This is a genomic window from Aeromonas sp. 2HA2 (assembly GCF_029237345.1).
In the GTDB taxonomy this organism is placed as follows: domain Bacteria; phylum Pseudomonadota; class Gammaproteobacteria; order Enterobacterales; family Aeromonadaceae; genus Aeromonas; species Aeromonas salmonicida.
Map to the genome: position 1 here is coordinate 22,199 of NZ_JAACGB010000001.1, position 21,314 is coordinate 43,512.

General features: G+C 59.6%; 16 protein-coding genes. 7 read left to right on the forward strand and 9 right to left on the reverse strand.

Translation table 11 applies throughout. The features are described from left to right. Window positions 1–283: 283 nt before the first annotated feature. From GWQ29_RS00080 to GWQ29_RS00095, 4 genes are all read right to left on the reverse strand, one after another. The gene (locus tag GWQ29_RS00080; RefSeq protein ID WP_275918493.1) at window positions 284–928 is read right to left on the reverse strand and encodes a DUF2913 family protein; all 645 of its coding nucleotides are present in this window, start codon (window positions 926–928) and stop codon (window positions 284–286) included. Window positions 929–1,065: 137 nt separating this feature from the next. After that, on the reverse strand, window positions 1,066–2,361 hold the full coding sequence (locus GWQ29_RS00085) for a DEAD/DEAH box helicase (RefSeq protein ID WP_275918494.1): 1,296 nt from the start codon (window positions 2,359–2,361) through the stop codon (window positions 1,066–1,068). A gap of 274 nt (window positions 2,362–2,635) precedes the next feature. Next, window positions 2,636–3,169: a spermidine N1-acetyltransferase gene (gene speG / locus GWQ29_RS00090; protein WP_275918495.1), complete on the reverse strand. Its 534-nt coding sequence runs from the start codon at window positions 3,167–3,169 to the stop codon at window positions 2,636–2,638. Window positions 3,170–3,283: 114 nt separating this feature from the next. Beyond that, window positions 3,284–3,934, reverse strand: coding sequence for a DedA family protein (locus GWQ29_RS00095; RefSeq protein ID WP_005314658.1), 651 nt, complete (start codon window positions 3,932–3,934; stop codon window positions 3,284–3,286). A gap of 332 nt (window positions 3,935–4,266) precedes the next feature. On the opposite strand from GWQ29_RS00095, the gene GWQ29_RS00100 reads away from it, so the two are divergent. The 3 genes from GWQ29_RS00100 to GWQ29_RS00110 all read left to right on the forward strand — a co-directional run bounded on the left by GWQ29_RS00100 (window position 4,267) and on the right by GWQ29_RS00110 (window position 6,989). Beyond that, a complete protein-coding gene (locus tag GWQ29_RS00100) occupies window positions 4,267–5,229 on the forward strand; it encodes a hypothetical protein (RefSeq protein ID WP_275918496.1) in 963 nt (320 codons plus the stop codon). Window positions 5,230–5,449: 220 nt separating this feature from the next. Continuing rightward, window positions 5,450–6,082 (forward strand): topoisomerase DNA-binding C4 zinc finger domain-containing protein, encoded by a 633-nt coding sequence (locus GWQ29_RS00105; RefSeq protein ID WP_265452445.1) that lies wholly within the window; start codon window positions 5,450–5,452, stop codon window positions 6,080–6,082. 25 nt (window positions 6,083–6,107) lie between these two features. Next, window positions 6,108–6,989 (forward strand): NERD domain-containing protein, encoded by an 882-nt coding sequence (locus GWQ29_RS00110; protein WP_275918497.1) that lies wholly within the window; start codon window positions 6,108–6,110, stop codon window positions 6,987–6,989. Between the two features lie 66 nt (window positions 6,990–7,055). Here the strand turns inward: GWQ29_RS00110 and GWQ29_RS00115 are convergent, their stop codons facing one another. The 5 genes from GWQ29_RS00115 to dapB all read right to left on the reverse strand — a co-directional run bounded on the left by GWQ29_RS00115 (window position 7,056) and on the right by dapB (window position 16,499). Continuing rightward, window positions 7,056–8,225 carry a DUF1615 family protein gene (locus GWQ29_RS00115; RefSeq protein WP_275918498.1) on the reverse strand — a complete coding sequence of 390 codons (1,170 nt, stop codon included), beginning with the start codon at window positions 8,223–8,225 and terminating at the stop codon, window positions 7,056–7,058. A gap of 216 nt (window positions 8,226–8,441) precedes the next feature. Then, on the reverse strand, window positions 8,442–10,100 hold the full coding sequence (gene leuA / locus GWQ29_RS00120; protein WP_275918499.1) for a 2-isopropylmalate synthase: 1,659 nt from the start codon (window positions 10,098–10,100) through the stop codon (window positions 8,442–8,444). A gap of 532 nt (window positions 10,101–10,632) precedes the next feature. Then, on the reverse strand, window positions 10,633–13,857 hold the full coding sequence (carB, locus tag GWQ29_RS00125; protein ID WP_275918500.1) for a carbamoyl-phosphate synthase large subunit: 3,225 nt from the start codon (window positions 13,855–13,857) through the stop codon (window positions 10,633–10,635). A gap of 16 nt (window positions 13,858–13,873) precedes the next feature. After that, window positions 13,874–15,010, reverse strand: a complete 1,137-nt coding sequence (gene carA, locus GWQ29_RS00130) for a glutamine-hydrolyzing carbamoyl-phosphate synthase small subunit (protein WP_169045859.1) — start codon at window positions 15,008–15,010, stop codon at window positions 13,874–13,876. A gap of 676 nt (window positions 15,011–15,686) precedes the next feature. Further along, on the reverse strand, window positions 15,687–16,499 hold the full coding sequence (dapB, locus tag GWQ29_RS00135) for a 4-hydroxy-tetrahydrodipicolinate reductase (protein ID WP_275918501.1): 813 nt from the start codon (window positions 16,497–16,499) through the stop codon (window positions 15,687–15,689). A gap of 241 nt (window positions 16,500–16,740) precedes the next feature. Between dapB and GWQ29_RS00140 the strand changes: the two genes are divergently transcribed. The 4 genes from GWQ29_RS00140 (at window position 16,741) to rpiA (ending at window position 21,125) form a co-directional block, all read left to right on the forward strand. After that, window positions 16,741–17,709, forward strand: a complete 969-nt coding sequence (locus GWQ29_RS00140) for an alpha/beta hydrolase (protein WP_265462238.1) — start codon at window positions 16,741–16,743, stop codon at window positions 17,707–17,709. A gap of 409 nt (window positions 17,710–18,118) precedes the next feature. Then, entirely contained in the window at window positions 18,119–19,453 is a 1,335-nt protein-coding gene (locus GWQ29_RS00145) for a Na+/H+ antiporter NhaC family protein (protein WP_275918502.1), read from the forward strand. Window positions 19,454–19,606: 153 nt separating this feature from the next. Continuing rightward, on the forward strand, window positions 19,607–20,215 hold the full coding sequence (locus tag GWQ29_RS00150) for a 5-formyltetrahydrofolate cyclo-ligase (RefSeq protein ID WP_005314624.1): 609 nt from the start codon (window positions 19,607–19,609) through the stop codon (window positions 20,213–20,215). A gap of 256 nt (window positions 20,216–20,471) precedes the next feature. Next, on the forward strand, window positions 20,472–21,125 hold the full coding sequence (gene rpiA / locus GWQ29_RS00155) for a ribose-5-phosphate isomerase RpiA (RefSeq protein WP_111587643.1): 654 nt from the start codon (window positions 20,472–20,474) through the stop codon (window positions 21,123–21,125). Window positions 21,126–21,314: the final 189 nt, after the last annotated feature.

Here is a 21,314-nt window from a genome sequence, read left to right on the forward strand (position 1 = left end):
TGGGGGACGCCCCCCATCAGAGGGGGGCAAGATGCAGGCACGCTGCCATGCGACACATTTCGAACGACAAAACGGGAACCCGCTGGCCGTATCACGCGGCCCCTTTAGTTCTTGTAAAAGGTTCCTGTAAAAGGTGCTTGTAAAAAGGTTCCTGTAAAAATTTCGCTTGCTCTCGCCTCACCCGACCAAGCCCGCCAGCACCATCACTGGCGCATAAAAAAACCCGGCGCCAGGCCGGGGTTTGGGAACAATATTTGGGAACAACAGGGGAAGAGGCTCGCCGTCAGGCTTTCGCCTCGGCCAACAGCGCCAGCGCGGGCTGCAAGTTGGCGGGCACCAGACGGTACGCCTTGTGGTGCTTGACCAGAGTGACCTTCTTGTTGCCCTGGCTCAGCAGCAGACCATGGTGAAAGGCCGCTTGCGCCAGCCTGGTTTCATCACCGCGCACGTACAGGGTCAACGGTTTGATCAACTCACCCTGCACTATGTGCTCGCCATATTCGCAACTGGAGATCACCAGACTGGATTGGCCCTGTCCCTGCAAGCGCAGCTTGGCGTTCACCTCGCTGTCGGTAAACACCAACCAACCCGCGGCTTCCAGCTCGGCCAGCAGGGCGGCAAGCCTGGTGCCGAGCTGTTGTGAGTCCGCTTGCACCCGGGCGTACTGGAAGGCGATGCGCTCCAGCAGGCCCTTGAGATCGGCACCGGCTCCCAGGGTGCGGCCCTGCTGGATCCAGCCTTTCAGATCCTCCATCACCAGACGGGAGAAACGCTTCTCCTTGAGGGAGTCCGCCATCCAGGTGCAGAGAAAATGGCTCTCCTGGGCCGGGGTACGCTTGCCCGCCTTCTGCTCGGCGGTGCGCGCCAGCTCGGCAAGGCTCTGGGTGGCCATGTCGAGCAGGGCCTGATTGTAGTTGGGAGGTGTCATCACGAGTCCTCAGAGAGACGGGCGGGCCAGGGGCCGGGTCATCAACAGCATAAAGGCGCCAGTGGCGCCTTTAAATACAAAATCGCCCGTCCGGGCCTGCCCTGACAAGGGGAAGGCCCGGATGGGGTTGGGCGCGCTTATTTCGGCTGGCGCGGCTTCTTCATTGCCGCCAGACGCTTGAGGCGCTGACCCTGCAACTTGGCTTCGGCCATGGCCTGGGCGGCGGCGTTGTCTTCACGCTGGGGACGCTTGCCGAAGCGACGACGCTCCTGCAACTGCTTGATCAGCTCGTCACGGTTGCCCACTTCGTAGCCCTTCGCCATGACACGGCGGATCTTCTGGCCGATCAGCGCCTCGATCTCGAGCAGGGTGCGCTCTTCTTCGCGGCTGACGAAGGAGATGGCCATGCCGCTCTTGCCGGCACGGCCGGTACGACCGATGCGGTGCACGTAATCTTCGGCCAGGAACGGCAGATCGTAGTTGACCACGTACTGCAGATCCGGGATGTCCAGACCACGGGCGGCCACTTCGGTGGCGACCAGCACCCGCAGCTTGCCTTCGGTGAATTCGCGCAGGGCACGGCGACGGCTGCCCTGGGCCTTGTCACCATGCACAACGGCGGACTTGATGCCATCCAGGTTCAGCTCGGCCACCAGCTCGTCACAGCTTTCGCGGGTACTGGCAAACACCAACACCTGCGGCCAGTTCTGCTTGCCGATGAGCTCGGAGAGCAGCTCGCGCTTGCGCTTCTGCTCCACCGGATAGACGGTGTGAGTAACGGTATCGGCGGTGGAGTTCTGCTTGTTGACGCTGATGATCTGCGGCTTGTCCAGCATGACGTTGGCCAGCTTCTTCACCCCGTCGGAGAAAGTGGCGGAGAACAGCAGGTTCTGGCGCTCCTTGTTGACCGCTTGCAGGATCTGCTGCACATCGGCGCTAAAGCCCATGTCGAGGATGCGATCCGCTTCGTCCAGCACCAGACACTCGACGCCGGACAGGCTGAGGTTGCAGGCGGTCAGGTGCTCCAGCAGACGACCCGGGGTCGCCACTATGATGTGAGCACCCGCTTTCAGCTTCTTGGCCTGCACATCCTGCTTGCCGCCGCCAACGAGCGTGAGTACGGTGACATCCAGGTACTTAGCAAAATCATTGATGTTGCTCGCCACCTGGGCCGCCAGCTCGCGAGTCGGGGTCAGGATCAGCACGCGGGCATTGGACGGCTGCAGCTCGGCCGGCTTGTCCACCAGGCGCTGCAATATCGGCAGGGCGAAGGCGGCAGTCTTGCCGGTACCTGTCTGGGCGCTGGCCAACACATCGAGACCGCGACGGATAGTCGGGATCGCCTGGCGCTGCACAGGGGTCATCTCCTGATAACCGCAATCTGAGACAGCACGCAAAATCTCGGGGGAAAAATCGAACGATTCAAATCTCATAATGGGTTCCTGTGTTCCAGCTGGACTGTGTTTGGCTTGCGGCTCGGCGTAGGCGAGGCGGAGGTTGATACCACCGGTGGCTGCGTCCGACATCAAGTCAGAAAATGAGCCGGAAAATGGCGGGCGCGAAGTGTAACAGATAGGCATCACAAATTCTGCCTCAAATGGCCTGAGTTTTTATCCTGTCACGAGAAAGGTGCCGACAAAGAGAGCCGCATCACTGGCATCGGCCAGCGCAGCCCTGCCCCCATCGGCACCAGAATGTCAGGAAACGTTAGACCCTGTTGGCAACATTTTCCTGAAAATCACGCTGAAACAGACACATGCGAATGGCGGTGCGATATTTGCCATCGATGAAGAACTCCTCTTTCAGCTCCCCCTCCGGCGCGAACCCCAGCGACTGATAAACGTGGCGCGCCTTGGCATTGTCACTGTCGACGATGAGATACAACTTGTGCAGATTCAGCACGTTGAAGGCATACTTCATCGCCTTCAGGGTCGCAGTCTTGGCATAGCCCAGCCCCTGATAGGCGGGGGCTATGATGATCTGAAACTCGGCGCGGCGGTGGATGCTTCGAATATCCACCAGCTCCACCAGGCCAACATTGGTGCCCTCCACCTCCAGGATGAAACGGCGTTCTTGCTGATCGTGGATGTGCTTGTCATAGAGCTGGGCCAGCTCCATGTAAGCCTCGTAAGGCTCCTCGAACCAGTAACGCATTATGCTGGCGTTGTTGTTGAGCTGATGTACGAATTTCAAATCCTCTCGTTCGAGGGGACGAAGGCTCAGGGTGTCACGACATGGCATAAAGTACCTGCTTGATGGTTGATGGGCGGCATTGGCGGCCCGTCTGGGCCCGGCCAATGCCATTGGTGAATCAATGGAGAACCCGGGGCCAGCCTGCGCTCCCCCGGATATCACTCAGCGAATGCGATTGGTCGGGCGCTTGAACAACCGGATGGCGATGGCCGCCATTGCGATAACGAACAGACCGAGGGAGGTCACCAGCAGGCACTTGGTCATCAATTCGTGATACTGGACGAACGCCGGCGCCGCCATCACGAACTTGCCCACCAGACTCAGCAGCAGGGCCCAGAGGAAGGCGCTGGCAAAACTGGCCATCACCACCCGGGGCAGATGCAGGCGGGAGACCCCCATCAGCATGGGCGTCAGCACCCTGACGAAGGGCACGAAGCGAGAGGAAAACAGGGCCCAGAAGCCGTAGTTGTGCAGCAGACGCGAGGCCCGTGGCAGACTGCCGTCCGGGATCATCCGCTCCACATGGCCCATAAAGGAGGTGCCGTGCAGCGCATGGCCCTGCAGATAGGCGACCAGGCTGCCGATCCCGGCGGCGAGCGGCATGTAGACAAGGGTCACTTCGGGGCCGAGCACTCCCATCCCCACCAGGCCACCGGCCAGCAGCACCAGACTGTCACCGGGCAGGGGTAAAAACACGAAGCTCGACTCGAGAAAGAGGATAACCACCAGACAGGTGACGAGCAGGCCCGCCGCCTGCATCTGGATCAATTGGTCAAAGTCCTGTTGCCATATGGCAAGCAGCATATCCTGCATCTGGTGACTCCCATCAACGTCAGTGAGCATCTATCCCGGGGGACCCGATGGCCCCCGCTGCGGCTGACACTCCCTGTCGCCATCCCCTTTCCCTCCTTGAAGGGGTTCTTGTTATACACCCGCGCAAGTGAACAAAAAATTAATGTCTGGCACAAAGTCAGCAATCAATACAAAAAGCGAATGGCAGGACAAGGGTTGAACGAGCCCTCCGGCTCGGCGATATGCTCGGCGATGTATAAGCTTCAACCGGCTCACCCTTGGGCTGCCAAGATGAGAAAAAGTCGCTACAGTCAAACGGCGCATCATCACAACCGGCTTCGGGGGAACAAGGCATGCCCACACACACAACCCTTCGCACTACCCTACCCCTGCTGATCACCCCCTTGCTCAGCCATGGCGCCATGGCTGAAGAGTCGTCACTAATACAAAAACGTGCCAACGCAGTGGTGTCGCTGATGACCTTCACTGTGGTGCCCGACATCACAGCCAGCAACCTCGACATCGGCAGCAACACCAGCACAACGGCATCGTCGGCGCTCAACATGACCCAGATGGGCGGCGGCGCCACCATGAGCGAGAGTGTGCCCATCTATCTGGAAGGGACCCTGGGTTTTAGCCGCTACGATCCCAAATTCGTGGTGAGCAACGGCAGCGAGAGTCGCACTATCCCCACCCGATGGAACAGTCTCACCGCCACGGGTGGCATCGGCTGGGATCTTCATCTGCATCAGGATCGTCACGGCGGCAACTGGGTATTGCGCCCCATCGGCAACGTCACGCTGGGTACTGTGGCAAGCGATCTGCGCATCGGCAACTGGCTGCTGGGCCAATACACAGGCAAGAACCTCGACTTTCTCGATGGCGGCAGGCTCGATGTCTACGGCCTGGGTGGCGCCATGATGCTCGACTATGAACTCTTCTCTGCACAGCAGGATATCGACGTTGAGCTGCGCTACTCCTACCAGCATCTGCAAAGCTTCGGCGGCACCTCGGCCAGCGTAACCGGTCAGGCCAATGCGAAGAACCTCGGCCTCTACCTGCGCCGCCGCGCCCCCATCGGCAATTTCACACTGCTGGACAAGCCGCTGCGCTACGTGATGGAAGGGGCTCGCACCGAATATCTCGGCGAGCAACGGGGCCTGCTCGGTTTCAACTCCCTCAACTCGCTGGGGCTCGGGATAGAACTCGACAGCAGCAAGTACGACATCATAGTGACCCGCACCCGGCTGGTAGCCCGCTATTTGTTCAGCCACAACACCAGCGGCTACGGCGTCGGGCTGGCGATGAGTTTCTAGTGCCTTGGCATGGCGACATGACCCGCCTCGACAGCAAAATCTCTGACTGGACGCACATTTGACTCAATTGCCACTATCAGGTCCCACCTGTATCTCCTAGCATGTGGGCATGGGGCGGCGATGGATACTGTGACGCTGTGCTGTGCCAAGGATGGAGGTCGGTCTTACTGCCTACCGTGACCAGAGAACACATGACATTTCCAAGGACAGGGAGCTTGTTATGGCCAAATTTCTGAATACCAGCGCAACCAACTATTTCCTTGAAGAGCTGATCAAGGACGCCAAGGAACGACTGATCCTGATCAGTCCCTTCCTCAAGCTCAATGACAGGATCAAGGAGCTGCTGACCGACAAGAACCGCCTCAAGATCGATGTGCGGATCGTCTATGGCAAAAGTGAGCTTCAGCCGGAAGAGATCAGCTGGCTCAAGGAGCTCACCTATATCCGCACCAGCTTTTGCAAGAACCTCCATGCCAAGTGCTACCTCAATGAAGAGATGTGCATCATCACCAGCCTGAACCTCTATGAGTTCAGCCAGGTGAATAACAACGAGATGGGGGTATTGATCCAGCGTTCGGAAGACAGCGACCTGTACCGCGATGCCTACGATGAAGCCCAGCGCATTATCCGAGTGAGCGAGGAGGTGCGCATCACATTGGAGCGCGTCGCAAGCGACAGTGACCAGCAGGACAGCGTGGCCGCCCATACAGGTCCGGCACCGGTTTGTCCCAAATGCGGTACAACCATGGTACTGAGGACCAGCAAACGGGGAGATACCAAGGGCAACAGCTTCTGGGGCTGCCCCAGCTATCCCAAATGCCGCAGCATCATCCCCATCGAGACACATCCTTGACCCAGGTCTGTGAAGGCTAAATCACATGGATATCACTGCTGTCATAGCGCCGCTGCTGAACCAGCTCTGGTTTCTCCTGCCACTGCTGTTGATTGCCACCCTGATCAAAACACCCTGGTTCAAGGGGATGATCGGGGAGTGGTTTATCAATCTCAGCCTCCGTCTCTTTCTCGACAAGCAGGAATATCACCTGCTTAAGGGCGTGACCCTGCCTACCCCGCAGGGCACGACCCAGATCGACCATGTGCTGGTGTCACGCTTCGGGGTCTTCGTGATAGAGACCAAAAACATCAAGGGGTGGATATTCGGCAATCCTGCCCATAAGAGTTGGACCCAGCAGATCTATCGCCGCAAACACAGCTTCCAGAATCCCCTGCACCAGAACCACCTGCACATGATAACCCTCAAGTCCCTGCGGGGGGTGGCGGATCATCAACTCCACTCCGTCATCTATTTCATTGGCGACTGCACCTTCAAGACCCCCATGCCGGACAACGTGATGAACCGCGGGTTGATCCGCCATATCAAAGGAAAAACCACCCAGGTATTGACCCCGGCCGAGGTCACGCAAGTGGTCGAGACCATCCAGCAGGGACGGCTAGCAGCCAACTGGCAGACCCACAGGCAGCATGTGGCCCAGCTGAAGGCGCGTCACAGCGAAGCGCCTCGCAAGCAGTTATCCGCTGACGAAAAGAGGACCGCGCCCTCCCCTGTCACCGCCCAACCGCTCGGTGACCAAAATCCGACTTGCCCCAGATGTGGCAATGCCATGATCTTGCGTACCGCCAGCCGGCGAGAAAACAGAGGCAATCAGTTCTGGGGATGCCGCGGATACCCGACATGCAGGGGGATGCTGCCCCTTGCGAAGACGCCCCCTGGGACGGCGATGCAGAACAACAGGGCCTGACCCCTGAACATGCAGTTGGGAGTGAAACAAGGGCGGCCACTTGGCCGCCCTTATTGTCTCTGACTGTCAGCGAATGGTCGCCAGCTTCCTGACGCAGGCCTGCTCCCTGTCATCCACCCGCTTGGCGAACCAGGCGGTGGTGAGGTTGCGGGTGATCTTGGGGCTCTTGAGTTGAATGCCGGGCAGCACGGCGCGGGGCTGGCGCTTGCCGGCCTGCTTGTCGGCCAGGGTAAAGACCCTGTGATAGAGGTCGGTCTGGGCAAATTCGGCGGTATTCCCTTTGCGCAGGCTCTGGTGGATCGCCTGCTTGCTCATATTGACCCGACTGGCGAGGGTATAGACAGCCTGCTCAGTCTTGCCCGGCAGGTCTGAGTCATAGCGGACAAGATCACCATCCAGCGCCAGGGTTTTGCCGCTCAGTCGGCTGACGGCAGCCTGGAAGGCGGCGTTGCGGCTGGCGTACCAGCCCGCATTGAAGTCGGCGAAGCGATAGAGGGTATCCGGGTAGTCGGCGGGATAGCCAAACAGGTGCCTGGTGCCGAACCAGATACCGCCACGACGGCTGAACACCTCATGGCGAATGGAATTCTTGACGGGATAGGGATAGCCACGGGCATTTGCCTCGGCAAAGGCGATGCTCACCTGCATGGGGCCGCCGGTATGCACCGGGTTGAGGTTGCCAAACAGCGTCTTGCCCATGGGCACCATGCTGATCATGTCTTCGAAGATCTCGCTCATCTCCCGCTCGGTGCGAAGCTTGTCGATGCGCTCGGCATAGCTCTTGCCGGTGGGGGACTTGATGCCAAGGGCCGTGCGCACCACGAATTCCGGGATCAACAGCTTGGCGGCGCGGGCATTTATCTCCTTCCAGGCAATCTTGCCAAGGCCCGGCACCACTGGGTCAGCCTGATAGGTGGCCTCCTGCTCGGCCACCGCCAGCACAGTGCAGACATTGTGATCGCTTACCGTCACTCCCTGCGTCGAGAGCGCCGTCACCACATCATTGGCCCAGCCCTGCTTGTCTGGCACCTGACGCGGCAAGAACCGCACTATGCGGCTCTTCATGTCTGCCGGTTTGCGTGGCTGCATAGCGATAGGTTGTTTGGCCTGCTGGGCGCTCATGGCGACATCTTGCTTGGGCGCCGTCGGGTCGCTGGCACACCCGGCAAGCAACAGGATTGCAAAGAGAGGCAGGATGGCGAGCCGAGTGGGAACAAGGGGTGAGGAAAATATCATCAAGGCTTCCGATGCAGGGGCAAGGCGCTGGGCGCCCGGCACACGAGAGTCACGCGAACGGAGCGGCTCCGAACGCAAACAGGCGCTTATTGTAGAGGATTGACAGGCGGATCTGAAGGCGCAGATGCCTTGACGCACCACCCGCTGGCGCAATCGAGCAGCCCCGCCGGATGGGCGGGGCTGCTGCAAGCGGATGGGCTCTTTGGCGACATGCACTCAAGCCGTTTGGCGCAGGGCCTCAATTTGCGCCGCACCATTGATCACCGCCTGCAGGGAGGCATTGACCACGTCGCGGCCGATGGCGACCCCGCACATGCGCTGGCCATCGACGCTGAGCAGCACATAGGCGGCGGCGCGAGATTCGGTACCGGCGCAGAGGGCATGTTCCGAGTAATCGAGCACATCGATGTGCATCCCGGTCTGGCGCTCCCAGCCGTTGACCAGCGCAGTGATGGCCCCCTCCCCTTCGCCGCTCAGGTGCAAGGTGCCGTTCGGGGTCTGCAACTCGAGGCGCAGACTCTCCTGACTGTCGTGACCAAGCTGGAAGCGACCGATGCGATAGCCGTGTACCGGCTCGAGGTAATGCTGCTCGAACAGGGCACGGATCTGTTCCGGGCTAATTTCGCTGCTGCTTGCCTCGGCCTGTGCCTGGACCCGACGGCTGAAGTCGATTTGCAGCCAGCGCGGCAGTTGCAGGCCAAGGTCGCGCTCCAGCAGATAGGTGACGCCCCCCTTGCCGGACTGGCTGTTGATGCGGATCACCGCCTCGTAGCTGCGGCCAAGGTCTGCGGGATCGATGGGCAGATAGGCCACGTCCCAGTAGGCATCGGGTTTCTCAGCCGCCAGAGATTTGCGAATCGCATCCTGGTGGCTGCCGGAAAACGCCGTGTAGACCAGCTCGCCCGCGTAGGGGTGGCGCGGGTGCAGGGCTATCTGGGTGCAGGCCCCCACGGTCGCGACTATGGCGTCCATGTCGGAGAGATCCAGCTCGGGATCAATCCCCTGGCTGTAGAGGTTCATGGCCATGGTGACTATGTCCATGTTGCCGGTGCGCTCGCCGTTGCCAAGCAGGGTGCCCTCGATGCGATCGGCCCCCGCCAGCACAGCCAGCTCGGCGGCGGCCACCCCGCAGCCTCTGTCGTTGTGTGTGTGGATGGAGATGCTCACCTCGGGGCGCGCCTTGAGGTGGCGGCAGAACCACTCCACCTGATCCGCGAACACATTGGGAGTGCTCACCTCGACCGTGGCAGGGAGGTTGAGGATCATGGGGCGGCCAGCAGGGCGCCACTCGTCGATGACGGCGTCGCACACCTCTACCGCGAACTCCACCTCTGTGCTGCTGAAACTCTCCGGCGAATACTGAAAGCTCCACTCTGTGCCAGAGTTGCGCGCCGCATGGTCGCGCACCCAGCGCGCGCCCTGCACGGCGATGGCCTTGACCCCCTCGCGCCCTGTGTTGAACACATAGTTGCGCTGGGTCGGGTTGACCGAGTTGTAGACGTGGACGATGGCGCGTTTGGCCCCCTTGAGCGATTCAAAGGTGCGGGCGATCAGATCTTCGCGGGCCTGCACCAGCACCTGTATGGTGACGTCATCGGGAATGAGATTGCGCTCAATAAGCTCGCGCACGAAGTCGAAATCAGGCTGGGAGGCGGCGGGGAACCCCACCTCTATATGCTTGAAACCGACATGGACCATGAGCGCCCACATTTGCAGCTTCTGGGCCACCGTCATGGGTTCGACCAGCGCCTGATTGCCGTCGCGCAAGTCCACGGCGCACCAGAGCGGCGCCCGCGTCATCACCTGGTTGGGCCATTGACGGTCCGCCAGTGCAATAACGGGGGCGGGGCGGTATTTGCGATGATCGAAGCTCATATTCAGATTCCCTTGGCTGATGTCCTTGAGGCGCGGCGCCGTTGCGGGCAATGAAGGTGAGCAACGACGCGACTGGGCAGGCAAACAAACGGGGTAAGGAGGGGGAAGCTGGCTTGCGCGGTAACGCTGGCCCTGACGGTTGCGCAGGTGGTAACCCCACAACCGGTTTCCTGTGGCCCCTCTGGGTAAAAGGGGACGGCCTCGGCTACCGGATAAGCAACTGGCCCTGATCCTCGCACCCCGCTGTTGCAGGCGCAGACGACCTTATGTGATGAGAAACCAGTATATAGAGGCGGGTCGGGTGAGTGATTGCAAAGATTGCGGTATAAATCGAACATTGCGCAATTATTGTCATATTTAGTTAACTTTAAGGGATTATCTATCCCTATCCATGTGAAATCAGGCCAATACTCTTTACTCAGTGCTGACGCCAAAAAACAGAAACCCCACCATCGCTGGCGGGGTTTTTCAGGGTTCGCAAGTGTTGTGCAAAGAAGGAGAGAAAGACTCCCCTACCCTTGTTACGCAATGCTTAGCGGTTTTTCACCTTTTGATGCAGCTCCTGCACCGAGTTGACGTTGGCAGTGGCATCCATGCTGATGGCCATGCAGGTGGCAAACGCCTCATTCATGGTGGTGGTGTAAGCCACCTTGTGCTGCAAGGCGGCGCGGCGCAACTGCTTGGAGTCCTGGATCGCCACTCGCCCTTCGGCGGTGTTGACGATGTAGGTGTACTCGCCATTCTTGATGCGGTCGAGAATGTGCGGGCGACCCTCGTGCACCTTGTTGACCAGGCGCGGGTTGATGCTCGCCTCCCCCAATGCCACTGCGGTGCCGTGGGTGGCATCCAGCTCGTAGCCCAGCTCCAGCAGCTTGGCAGCCAAATCGACCACCAGCGCCTTGTCGCTGTGACGCACCGACAAGAGCGCGCGACCCTCTTTCGGCACCGCATGGCTGGCACCCAGCTGGGCCTTGGCATAGGCCTCGGCAAAGCTGCTGCCCACCCCCATCACCTCACCGGTAGAGCGCATCTCTGGCCCCAGCAGCGGGTCAACCCCAGGGAACTTGGCGAACGGCAGAACCACCTCTTTCACCGAGTAGTAAGGCGGGATGATTTCGGTGGTAAAGCCCTGATCTTTCAGGCTCTGGCCGGCCATGACGCGGGCGGCAATCTTGGCCAGCGGCGCACCGGTCGCCTTGGAGACGAAGGGCACGGTACGGGCAGCACGCGGGTTCACTTCGATGAGGTAGATGTCATCGCCCTTGACCGCAAACTGCACGTTCATCAGGCCGACCACACCGAGTTCCAGTGCCAGCTTGCGCACCTGCTCGCGGATCTCGTCCTGAATTTTCTTGGACAAGGTATAAGGTGGCAGGGAGCAGCCGGAGTCACCGGAGTGGATACCGGCCTGCTCGATATGCTCCATGATGCCGCCGATAACCACATCGGTGCCGTCGCAGATGGCATCCACGTCCAGCTCGGTGGCATCGTCCAGGAAGCGGTCCAGCAGTACCGGCGATTCGTTGGAAACGCTCACCGCCTCGGCGAAGTAGCGACGCAGGTCGGTCTCGTCATAGACGATCTCCATGGCGCGGCCACCCAGCACATAGGAGGGGCGCACCACCAGCGGGTAAGTGATCCGCTCGGCGGTCAGCACAGCCTGCTCCAGGTTGGTGACTGTGCCGTTTTCCGGCTGCTTGAGGCCCAGACGCTCAACGGCTGACTGGAAGCGCTCGCGGTCTTCGGCGCGGTCGATGGCATCCGGGCTGGTACCTATGATCGGCACGCCGTTGGCTTCCAATGCCCGTGCAAGTTTGAGCGGGGTCTGGCCGCCGTACTGCACGATGACGCCCTTGGGTTTCTCGATGCGCACGATTTCCAGCACATCTTCCAGGGTCACCGGCTCGAAGTAGAGGCGATCCGAGGTGTCGTAATCGGTGGAGACGGTTTCCGGGTTGCAGTTGACCATGATGGTCTCGTAACCGTCTTCGCGCAGGGCCAGTGCCGCGTGCACGCAGCAGTAGTCAAACTCGATGCCCTGACCGATACGGTTCGGGCCGCCGCCGATGATCATGATCTTGTCACGATTGGTCGGGTTGGCCTCGCACTCTTCGTCATAGCTGGAGTACATGTAGGCGGTGTTGGTAGCGAACTCGGCGGCGCAGGTATCGACCCGCTTGTAGATCGGGAAGATGTTGTGGCGGGCACGCAGTTTGCGCACCTCGCCCTCTGCCACGCCGAGGATCTTGGCCAGACGCGCGTCGGCGAAGCCCTTGCGCTTGAGGGCGCGCAGGAAGTCGGCGTCGAGACCGGCCATGCCGCGCTCTCTCACCTGCTCTTCCAGCTTGATGAGATCTTCTATCTGCACCAGGAACCAGGGGTCTATCTTGGTCAGCTTGAAAATGCCGTCCATGGAAAGACCGGCGCGAAACGCATCGGCGATGTACCAGATGCGGTCGCAGCCAGCGTCCTGCAGCTCGTGGCGGATGCGGGTCAGGGAGTCAGGGGCATTGAGGTCAACTATAGGGTCAAAGCCGGTCTTGCCCGTCTCGAGACTGCGCAGCGCCTTGTGCAGGGACTCCTGGAAGTTGCGGCCAATGGCCATCACTTCGCCGACCGACTTCATCTGGGTAGTCAGGCGGTCATTGGCACCGGCGAACTTTTCAAAGTTGAAGCGCGGCACCTTGGTGACCACGTAGTCGATGGCTGGCTCGAAGGAGGCCGGAGTGCGGCCGCCGGTGATATCGTTCATCAGCTCGTCCAGGGTGTAACCGATGGCGAGCTTGGCGGCGATCTTGGCGATGGGGAAACCGGTCGCCTTGGAGGCCAGTGCAGAGGAGCGGGACACCCGCGGGTTCATCTCGATGATGACCATGCGGCCATCTTTCGGGTTGATGCCGAACTGGACGTTGGAGCCGCCGGTCTCGACGCCGATCTCGCGCAGTATCGCCATGGAGGCGTTGCGCATGATCTGGAACTCCTTGTCGGTCAGCGTCTGGGCTGGCGCGACCGTGATGGAGTCACCGGTGTGGATGCCCATGGGGTCGAAGTTTTCGATGGTGCAGACGATGATGCAGTTGTCGTTGCGATCCCGCACTACTTCCATCTCGTACTCTTTCCAGCCGATCAGCGACTCATCGATGAGCAGCTCCTTGGTCGGCGACAAGTCCAGACCGCGCTCGCAGATCTCGACGAACTCTTCGGTGTTGTAGGCAATGCCGCCGCCCGAGCCACCCATGGTAAAGGAGGGGCGGATGATGCAGGGGAAGCCGACCATCTGCTGCACGCCCCACGCCTCTTCCATGTTGTGGGCGATGCCGGCGCGCGGGCACTCGAGGCCAATGCTCTTCATGGCGATGTCAAAGCGACGGCGATCTTCGGCCTTGTCGATGGCGTCGGCGGTGGCACCGATCATCTCGACACCGAACTCGGCCAGCACGCCATGCTTCTCCAGATCCAGCGCGCAGTTGAGTGCAGTCTGGCCACCCATGGTGGGCAGCACGGCATCCGGGCGCTCTTTCTTGATGATCTCGCGTACCACTTCCCAGGTGATGGGCTCTATGTAAGTGGCATCGGCCATCTCGGGGTCGGTCATGATGGTGGCCGGGTTGGAGTTCACCAGGATGACGCGGTATCCCTCCTCGCGCAGGGCTTTGCAGGCCTGGGCGCCGGAGTAGTCAAATTCGCAGGCCTGACCGATGACGATGGGGCCGGCGCCGAGGATCAGGATGCTCTGTAGGTCGTTACGTTTTGGCATGGCTTCTCTTTTCCTCTTAAGCGCGATACTGCTTGATCAATTCAATAAAGTGGTCGAACAGACCGGCACAGTCGTGCGGGCCCGGGCTCGCTTCGGGGTGACCCTGGAAGCTGAAGGCCGGACGGTCGGTGCGGTGGATGCCTTGCAAGGACCCGTCGAACAAAGAGACGTGGGTGGGGCGCAGGCAATCCGGCAGTGAGCTCTCGTCCACTGCAAAGCCGTGGTTCTGGGCGGTGATCATGACGGTGTTGTCATCCAGGCTCTTCACCGGATGGTTGGCGCCGTGATGGCCGAACTTCATCTTGATGGTCTTGGCGCCGGAGGCAAGACCGAGCAGCTGGTGACCCAGGCAGATGCCAAATACCGGCGTGTTGGTGTTGAGAAAAGCCTTGATGGCGTCGATGGCATAGTCACACGGCTCGGGGTCACCGGGGCCGTTTGAGAGGAAGATGCCATCGGGATTCATCGCCAGCACTTCGGCGGCCGGTGTCTTGGCCGGCACCACTGTCAGGCGGCAACCACGGTCCACCAGCATCCGCAAAATGTTGCGCTTGACGCCAAAGTCGTAGGCTACCACGTGGTATTTGAGTTCATCGGCCGCCGGGGTGACATGCCCCTTGCCAAGCTGCCAGCTACCTTCGGTCCAGTTGTATGCCTCGCCAACCGTGACCTCTTTGGCCAAGTCCATCCCCTTCAAACCGGGGAAGGCGCGGGCCTGTTCGAGGGCATATGCCTCATCAACTTGCTTGCCCGTCAGGATACAGCCAGCCTGGGCGCCTTTCTCGCGCAGAATGCGAGTCAGTTTGCGGGTGTCGATGTCGGCGATGCCAACGATGTTGTGAGACTTGAGGTAATCGGAGAGGGATTGCTGATTGCGGAAATTGGAGGCAAGTATCGGAAGGTCCCGGATGATCAATCCCTGTGCATGGATTTGACTGGACTCTTCATCTTCGCTGTTGGTGCCGGTGTTGCCTATATGGGGGTAAGTGAGGGTGACTATCTGACGGGAATAAGAGGGATCGGTAAGGATTTCCTGATAGCCCGTCATCGACGTATTGAAAACCACTTCACCAACGGAACATCCCTCGGCGCCTATCGACACGCCTTTGAACACAGTTCCATCTTCCAGCACTAGCAATGCAGTGTGATTCAAGACAACCTCCAGTTATTTAGCTTTAAATTCAGCAATTTACCTGGGTGTTGCGGGTCCGGACGCTGTTTGAAACAGGGCTCAAACCCGGCAGATTTCTGGCAAATTGGGCGCATTCTACTTAAAAATGATCGCATTTCAACGTCTTTTCTCGTTTTAAATGCATCTAAATTCAATAAACAAGCAACATTACCCATTATCTATGCACTCAATCGCTTTGCAACCCCCTCCAGCGAAAGAAAAGCCAGAACCCGCGACAAAAGTGGCACCTTGTGCCACTCAAAGCACAAAAACCAACATTTAACCCTTTAAAAACAAGCAAGTGTGATTTATAAAAAAAACTAACCAGACATGAAAGGAGTCATTTAATGACAGATAAGTGACTTGCAAAAATAGAAAACGTTTTTCTTGTTTTGAATTTTTAGTCTTTTTTGTGACATGTGAAAAAATGCGACCGCAGGGAGTGTAGAGGCCCAATCTCGTTACGCTTTGATGACATTTGACAGAAGGGGGCCAGGCCACCGTTCTAGAAAGAGGTAGTTTGGATGGTTTGGGTGAAAAAACGCGGCGTAATCACCATTTATACAAGAAAATACGAAAAACCCCGGCGAACCGGGGTTTGGCAAGGCAGTGGGTGCCCCTCGCAGGGGGAGCGATGACACCCAGAACGTCAGGCAGCTTATTTCAGACTGAGCACATCCTGCATGTCGTAAAGACCGGCACCCTGCTGGCCAAGCCACTTGCCCGCGCGCACAGCGCCATTGGCGAAGGTGAGGCGGCTGGAGGCCTTGTGACTGATCTCCACCCGCTCGCCAATGTCGGCAAACATGACGGTGTGTTCCCCCACCAGATCGCCGGCACGAATGGTGGCAAAGCCGATGGTGTTGCGATCCCGCTCGCCGGTGATCCCTTCACGGCCATAGACGGCGCACTCCTTGAGATCGCGGCCCAGGGTCTTGGCCACCACTTCCCCCATGGAAAGCGCTGTGCCGGACGGTGCATCCACCTTGTGTCTGTGATGTCCTTCGATGATCTCGATGTCGGTGTAATCCCCCATCACCTTGGCGGCCTGCTCCAGCAGCTTGAACACCAGGTTGACGCCGACCGAGTAGTTGGAGGCGAAGACGATGCCGATCTGCTTGCCCGCCTCTTTCAGCGCCGCCTTGCCTGCGTCATCAAAACCTGTGGTGCCGATCACTATCTGCTTGTTGTGGGCCAGGGCAAAGGCCAGGTTGGCCAGGGTCACCTCGGGACGGGTGAAGTCGATGATGAGATCAAACTCATCCCGAACCTTGTCCAGGCTGTCGCTGATCATCACACCCAGCTTGCCCAGACCGTTGAGCTCACCGGCATCCAGCCCGATCACGGCAGAGCCAGGTCGCTCCAGCGCCGCCCCGACCACCACGCCCTCGGCGTTGGTGATGGCTTCCAGCAGCACCTTGCCCATACGACCATTACAGCCCATCACGGCCACACGGATCGGATTGTCCATCTCCACCCTCTCATCTGTTTTATGGAAAGAGACCGTTTTACCAGCCTGCGCCGGCTTTGAAAAGCCGTGAGACACCCTCTTCGGTTCGGGCGCGACGGTGAACCGCTCAAAATGGCTGATCCACCCCTTGCCATTCCAACCCCGCAGACTGGCGGTCTGGGGTTTGGCAGAGACGGCGCCGCATGATAGGTTTACGCCGATAAAAAGCCGCAATTGACACCCGCAACTAGGAAGTAAACATATGAATACGGAATTGCTGTGCGTACTGGGCCTGCTGTCCCTCGGCCTTGTCACCCTTGTGGCGGCGCTGCTGTTTGGCGGGCCAGGCCCGGCGCCGGAGATGGCCAGTATCAGCAACCCCTTCAAAACCCTTGACTGGAGCGGCCTGCCGCCGCTCTCAAGATACCCGGCCCGTGACGGCGCGCAGTTGGGTTACCGACACTATGCCCCCGCAGGCAAGGATGTCAGGGGTAGCGTTGTGCTGGTTCATGGCTCCTCGGCCAGCAGCCAGAGCATGCACATACTGGCGAGCGCCTTCTCGCAAGCCGGTTATGGTGCCTACACCCTCGATATCCGCGGCCATGGCGAGTCGGGCCAGAGAGGCACGATAGCCTACATAGGGCAACTGGAAGACGATCTGGAAGATTTCGCCGCAGCAGTGGCTCCGAGCAAACCCGCCACCCTCGCAGGCTTCTCGTCAGGGGGTGGCTTTGTGCTGCGCGTCGCCGGTGGCTCACGGCAAGTCCTGTTTGACAACTACCTGCTCCTCTCTCCGTATCTGGGCCCCACTGCCGCCAACTACCGACCAAACAGCGGCGGCTGGGTGCGTGTCGGCCTTCCTCGCCTCATTGCCCTGAGCATCCTCAACGGTTTCCATATTTCAGCACTCAACCATCTGACCGTGCTGAACTTTGCGCTCAATGACGAAGCGAAAGCACTCCTGACCCCCTCCTACTCCTTCAACCTCGCTTCGAATTTCCAGCCAGGGCGCGACTACCGGCAGAATTTGCGCAATGTACAGCGCCCCTGCGCCGTGATCGCGGGCACCGATGACGAAACGTTTAAAACCGACCAACTGGCACCCGAGTTAAGAGCGATCGGCATTCAATGGCCCGTCACCCTAGTGCCGGGTATCAGCCATATTCCCCTGATTCTCGATAGCCACGCCCTGGCTGCCGCCGTTCAGGCCGTGGAGAAAATGACCCAGTAACAGCGCCGCCCTCACCGAGTATCAAGGCCGCCTCATTGCCTGCAGACGCAGGTGCCATGCCCAGCACGCGCAAGGCGGCGTCGGCGGCCTACCCCAGACGCAGATAACCTGGATATTCAGTACCATCAGCCCGTCAGCCAAATGACATGTCTGTGAAAAGCGCCCTGCATGTCTCAAGACGACGCCGAACAATTGACAGTATTGATTAATTTTTCCGAACATACTTTTGATATTTCAATGGCGTCAGAATTGACCGATAAAAAGCCCTATCCGTCTGGACGTCTATCTTGACCGAATGCCCCCGACTCACTACTGTAGGCGCCCCACAGCGGCAGGATGCCCGCCACGCTCATCCCATCAACCCGGGCTGGTGACGACAGGGAGGTCATGTTCAACCACAGAGGAATACATGATCCAGACCCAACCCAGCGCCAGAGCCCTGCTGCCTCTTCTGGTCTTTCTTGCTCTCTTTATCGGTACCGGCACCTGGCTCACCCTGCAAGGGGTGGAATTCGCCTTCTATCAACTGCCAGCCCCCGTGGCTGCACTGCCTGCCGTCATGCTGGCACTGACGCTGGGAAAAGAGGGGTTCAACAAGAACCTTGAAACCTTCTTCAAGGGGGTGGGTGACAGCAGCATAATGGCAATGTGCATCATCTATCTGCTGGCTGGCGCCTTCGCCACCGTGGCCAAGGCCACCGGTGGGGTCGATGCCACCGTGGCGCTCGGTCTGTCGCTGATCCCGGGCTGGTTCCTGCTGCCGGGCCTGTTCCTCATCTCTGCGTTTATTGCCACCGCCATGGGCACCTCCATGGGCACTATCGGCGCCGTGGCGCCGGTAGCGCTCGGCGTCGCCCAGGCAGCCGGTATCGACCCCGTGCTGATGGCGGGCACCATTCTCTCCGGCGCCATGTTCGGCGATAACCTCTCCATCATCTCGGACACCACCATAGCGGCGACCCGCAGCCAGGGCTGCGAAATGAAGGACAAGTTTCGCGAGAACATCAAGATTGCGGCCCCTGCCGCCATCGCAGTGATCCTGCTCTATCTGACCCTGGGTTCAGTGGGAGAAGCTCCTGCCACCACCGCCAGCGCGGACCTGTTCAAGGTGATGCCTTATCTGTTGATCCTGGTACTGGCGCTATCCGGCATGAACGTCTTCATGGTGCTGGGGATTGGCATTGTGGCCGCGGGCGCGGCTGGCATGATCAGCGGTTACCCGCTGGGCCAGTTCAGCAAGGACATCTATCAGGGCTTTACCGGCATGCAGGAGATCTTTTTGCTCTCCATGCTGATCGGCGGTCTCGGCGCCCTGATGGAACGCCAGGGCGGGCTGGCCTGGATCAGCGCCCGCATCAGCGCCCTGATTGCCCGCTTTACCCGCCAGCACGATGGCGAGCAGAACGAGAAGGCGGCCGAACTCGGCATCGCCGGCGTGGTGGGCTTGACCAACCTCTGCACCGCCAACAACACAGTGGCCATCATAGTGGCCAGCAAGGTAGCGCGGGAGCTGGCGGAGCATCACGGCGTCACCCCGCGCCGCGCCGCCTCCATGCTGGATATCTTCTCCTGCGTGGTACAAGGACTCATCCCCTGGGGCGCACAGGCGCTGCTGCTGGGCTCCATCTTCGCACTGTCGCCGCTGGCGGTGGTGAGTATGAGCTTCTATCCCATGGCCCTGGCACTGGCGGCGATAGTGGCTGTCTTCATCAAGCATCAGATGGGCAAGACATCGGACAAATAACCGGGACGGCAGCCGGACCGGGCATTGCCCCCGGCCTGGCAGCCCATCCCCGCCGGGCTTGTCACCCTGTTCATCCCTCGCCGGCCTTGTTAAGGTAACCAGGCCTTTGCGGCCAACTCCCTGCTCACCCAGGTGCACAATACAGGAGCCCCCATGCCGGATACCCAACCCGAGCAAGCCCATGAGCGGCAAACCCTGCGCCAGCTCATTCGTCTGCGCAGAAAAAGCCTGAGCCAGGCCGAGCAACAGGAGGCAGCCCAGCAGCTGGTTGCCCAGTTCAAGCAGCACAGCGAGATCCTGGCCGCCAGACGCATCGCCCTCTACCTGGCCAACGATGGCGAACTCAACCCCCTGCCCGCCATCCACTGGCTCTGGGCCCAGCAAAAAGAGGTCTACCTGCCGGTGCTGCACCCCTTCACTCCGGGTCACCTGCTCTTCTTGCGCTACACAGCCACCAGCCCCATGACCCGCAATCGCTACGGCATCGCCGAGCCTGAGCTGGATATGTCCCAGGTGGTGCCTCATAGCACCCTGGACCTTATCTGTACCCCGCTGGTGGCATTCGATGCCGAGGGCAACCGGCTCGGTATGGGGGGCGGCTATTACGATCGCACCCTCGCCTGCTGGCACGAACACAAGCTGGGCCCCAAGCCGCTGGGTCTCGCCCATGACTGCCAACAGGTGGATGCCGTGCCACAGGAGCAATGGGACGTGCCGCTACCGCAGATCATCACCCCGAGCCGCTGCTGGCAATTTGCATGACCGCACAGGCAGTCGGCCTGTGCCGACTGCCTGTGACAGCCCCCGTTGGCTGTGCTGCCGTCTCTGTTTTTTTGCCATCCCCCCTCTCAGTACCGCCCCCTTTTCGTGCCCGCCACGCCAGATGCCATCCAGAAGGCTCAATAAACAGGCAAACGATTTACATCTTGGGGATTTTTGGACCGGAACGTGACCTCTGTAGTCGCTCTGGGGGGGATGCTTGGATATAATGCGCCCGCTTTTTCCCAGAGGATCGATCATGACTCAAGATGAAATGAAGAAGGCGGCTGGTTGGGCTGCGCTCAAATACGTGGTGCCCGGTACCATAGTCGGGGTAGGCACAGGCTCTACCGTCAACCACTTTATCGATGCGCTGGCGACCATGAAGGACCAGATTGAAGGGGCAGTATCCAGCTCAATCGCCTCCACCGAGCGCCTCAAAGCCTTGGGTATCAATGTCTATGACCTCAACGATATCGATGCCCTCTCCGTCTACGTGGATGGCGCCGACGAGATCAATGCCACCCGCGACATGATCAAGGGTGGTGGCGCGGCCCTGACCCGCGAGAAGATAGTGGCAGCCGTGGCTGACAAGTTCATCTGCATCATCGACAACACCAAAACCGTGGACGTGCTGGGCCAGTTCCCGCTGCCGGTAGAGGTGATCCCCATGGCCCGTGAATACGTGGCCCGCGAGATCCGCAAATTGGGTGGCAACCCCGAGTGGCGCAAAGGTGTGGTCACCGACAACGGCAACATCATACTGGACGTCAAGGGCATGGCCATCAAGGATGCCAAGGCGCTGGAAGTACAGCTCAATGGCATAGTGGGCGTGGTCACCAACGGCCTGTTTGCCCACCGTGGCGCGGACGTGGTACTGATCGGCACACCTGACGGGGTAATCACCCAATAAGGCCGCCTCGGCAACATCATTGCTCTGCAAATCGATGACGGCGCCTGATGGCGCCGTTTTCATTTATCACTCAATGAGTTGCAAACTGTGATTTACAACTATCGTTGAAAACTTCAAAGAATTTGACTTTCGTCACAAATATTCCCTCTCACAATCGTTTTTGCTACTTTACGGTTTTCTTCACAGACC

Bases quoted from the DNA above. Each gene is read 5' to 3' on its own strand.
- GWQ29_RS00080 (WP_275918493.1), bottom strand. From the start codon at position 928: ATGACACCTCCCAACTACAATCAGGCCCTGCTCGACATGGCCACCCAG.
- GWQ29_RS00085 (WP_275918494.1), bottom strand. From the start codon at position 2,361: ATGAGATTTGAATCGTTCGATTTTTCCCCCGAGATTTTGCGTGCTGTC.
- speG (WP_275918495.1), bottom strand. From the start codon at position 3,169: ATGCCATGTCGTGACACCCTGAGCCTTCGTCCCCTCGAACGAGAGGAT.
- GWQ29_RS00095 (WP_005314658.1), bottom strand. From the start codon at position 3,934: ATGCAGGATATGCTGCTTGCCATATGGCAACAGGACTTTGACCAATTG.
- GWQ29_RS00100 (WP_275918496.1), top strand. From the start codon at position 4,267: ATGCCCACACACACAACCCTTCGCACTACCCTACCCCTGCTGATCACC.
- GWQ29_RS00105 (WP_265452445.1), top strand. From the start codon at position 5,450: ATGGCCAAATTTCTGAATACCAGCGCAACCAACTATTTCCTTGAAGAG.
- GWQ29_RS00110 (WP_275918497.1), top strand. From the start codon at position 6,108: ATGGATATCACTGCTGTCATAGCGCCGCTGCTGAACCAGCTCTGGTTT.
- GWQ29_RS00115 (WP_275918498.1), bottom strand. From the start codon at position 8,225: ATGATATTTTCCTCACCCCTTGTTCCCACTCGGCTCGCCATCCTGCCT.
- leuA (WP_275918499.1), bottom strand. From the start codon at position 10,100: ATGAGCTTCGATCATCGCAAATACCGCCCCGCCCCCGTTATTGCACTG.
- carB (WP_275918500.1), bottom strand. From the start codon at position 13,857: ATGCCAAAACGTAACGACCTACAGAGCATCCTGATCCTCGGCGCCGGC.
- dapB (WP_275918501.1), bottom strand. From the start codon at position 16,499: ATGGACAATCCGATCCGTGTGGCCGTGATGGGCTGTAATGGTCGTATG.
- GWQ29_RS00140 (WP_265462238.1), top strand. From the start codon at position 16,741: ATGAATACGGAATTGCTGTGCGTACTGGGCCTGCTGTCCCTCGGCCTT.
- GWQ29_RS00145 (WP_275918502.1), top strand. From the start codon at position 18,119: ATGATCCAGACCCAACCCAGCGCCAGAGCCCTGCTGCCTCTTCTGGTC.
- GWQ29_RS00150 (WP_005314624.1), top strand. From the start codon at position 19,607: ATGCCGGATACCCAACCCGAGCAAGCCCATGAGCGGCAAACCCTGCGC.
- rpiA (WP_111587643.1), top strand. From the start codon at position 20,472: ATGACTCAAGATGAAATGAAGAAGGCGGCTGGTTGGGCTGCGCTCAAA.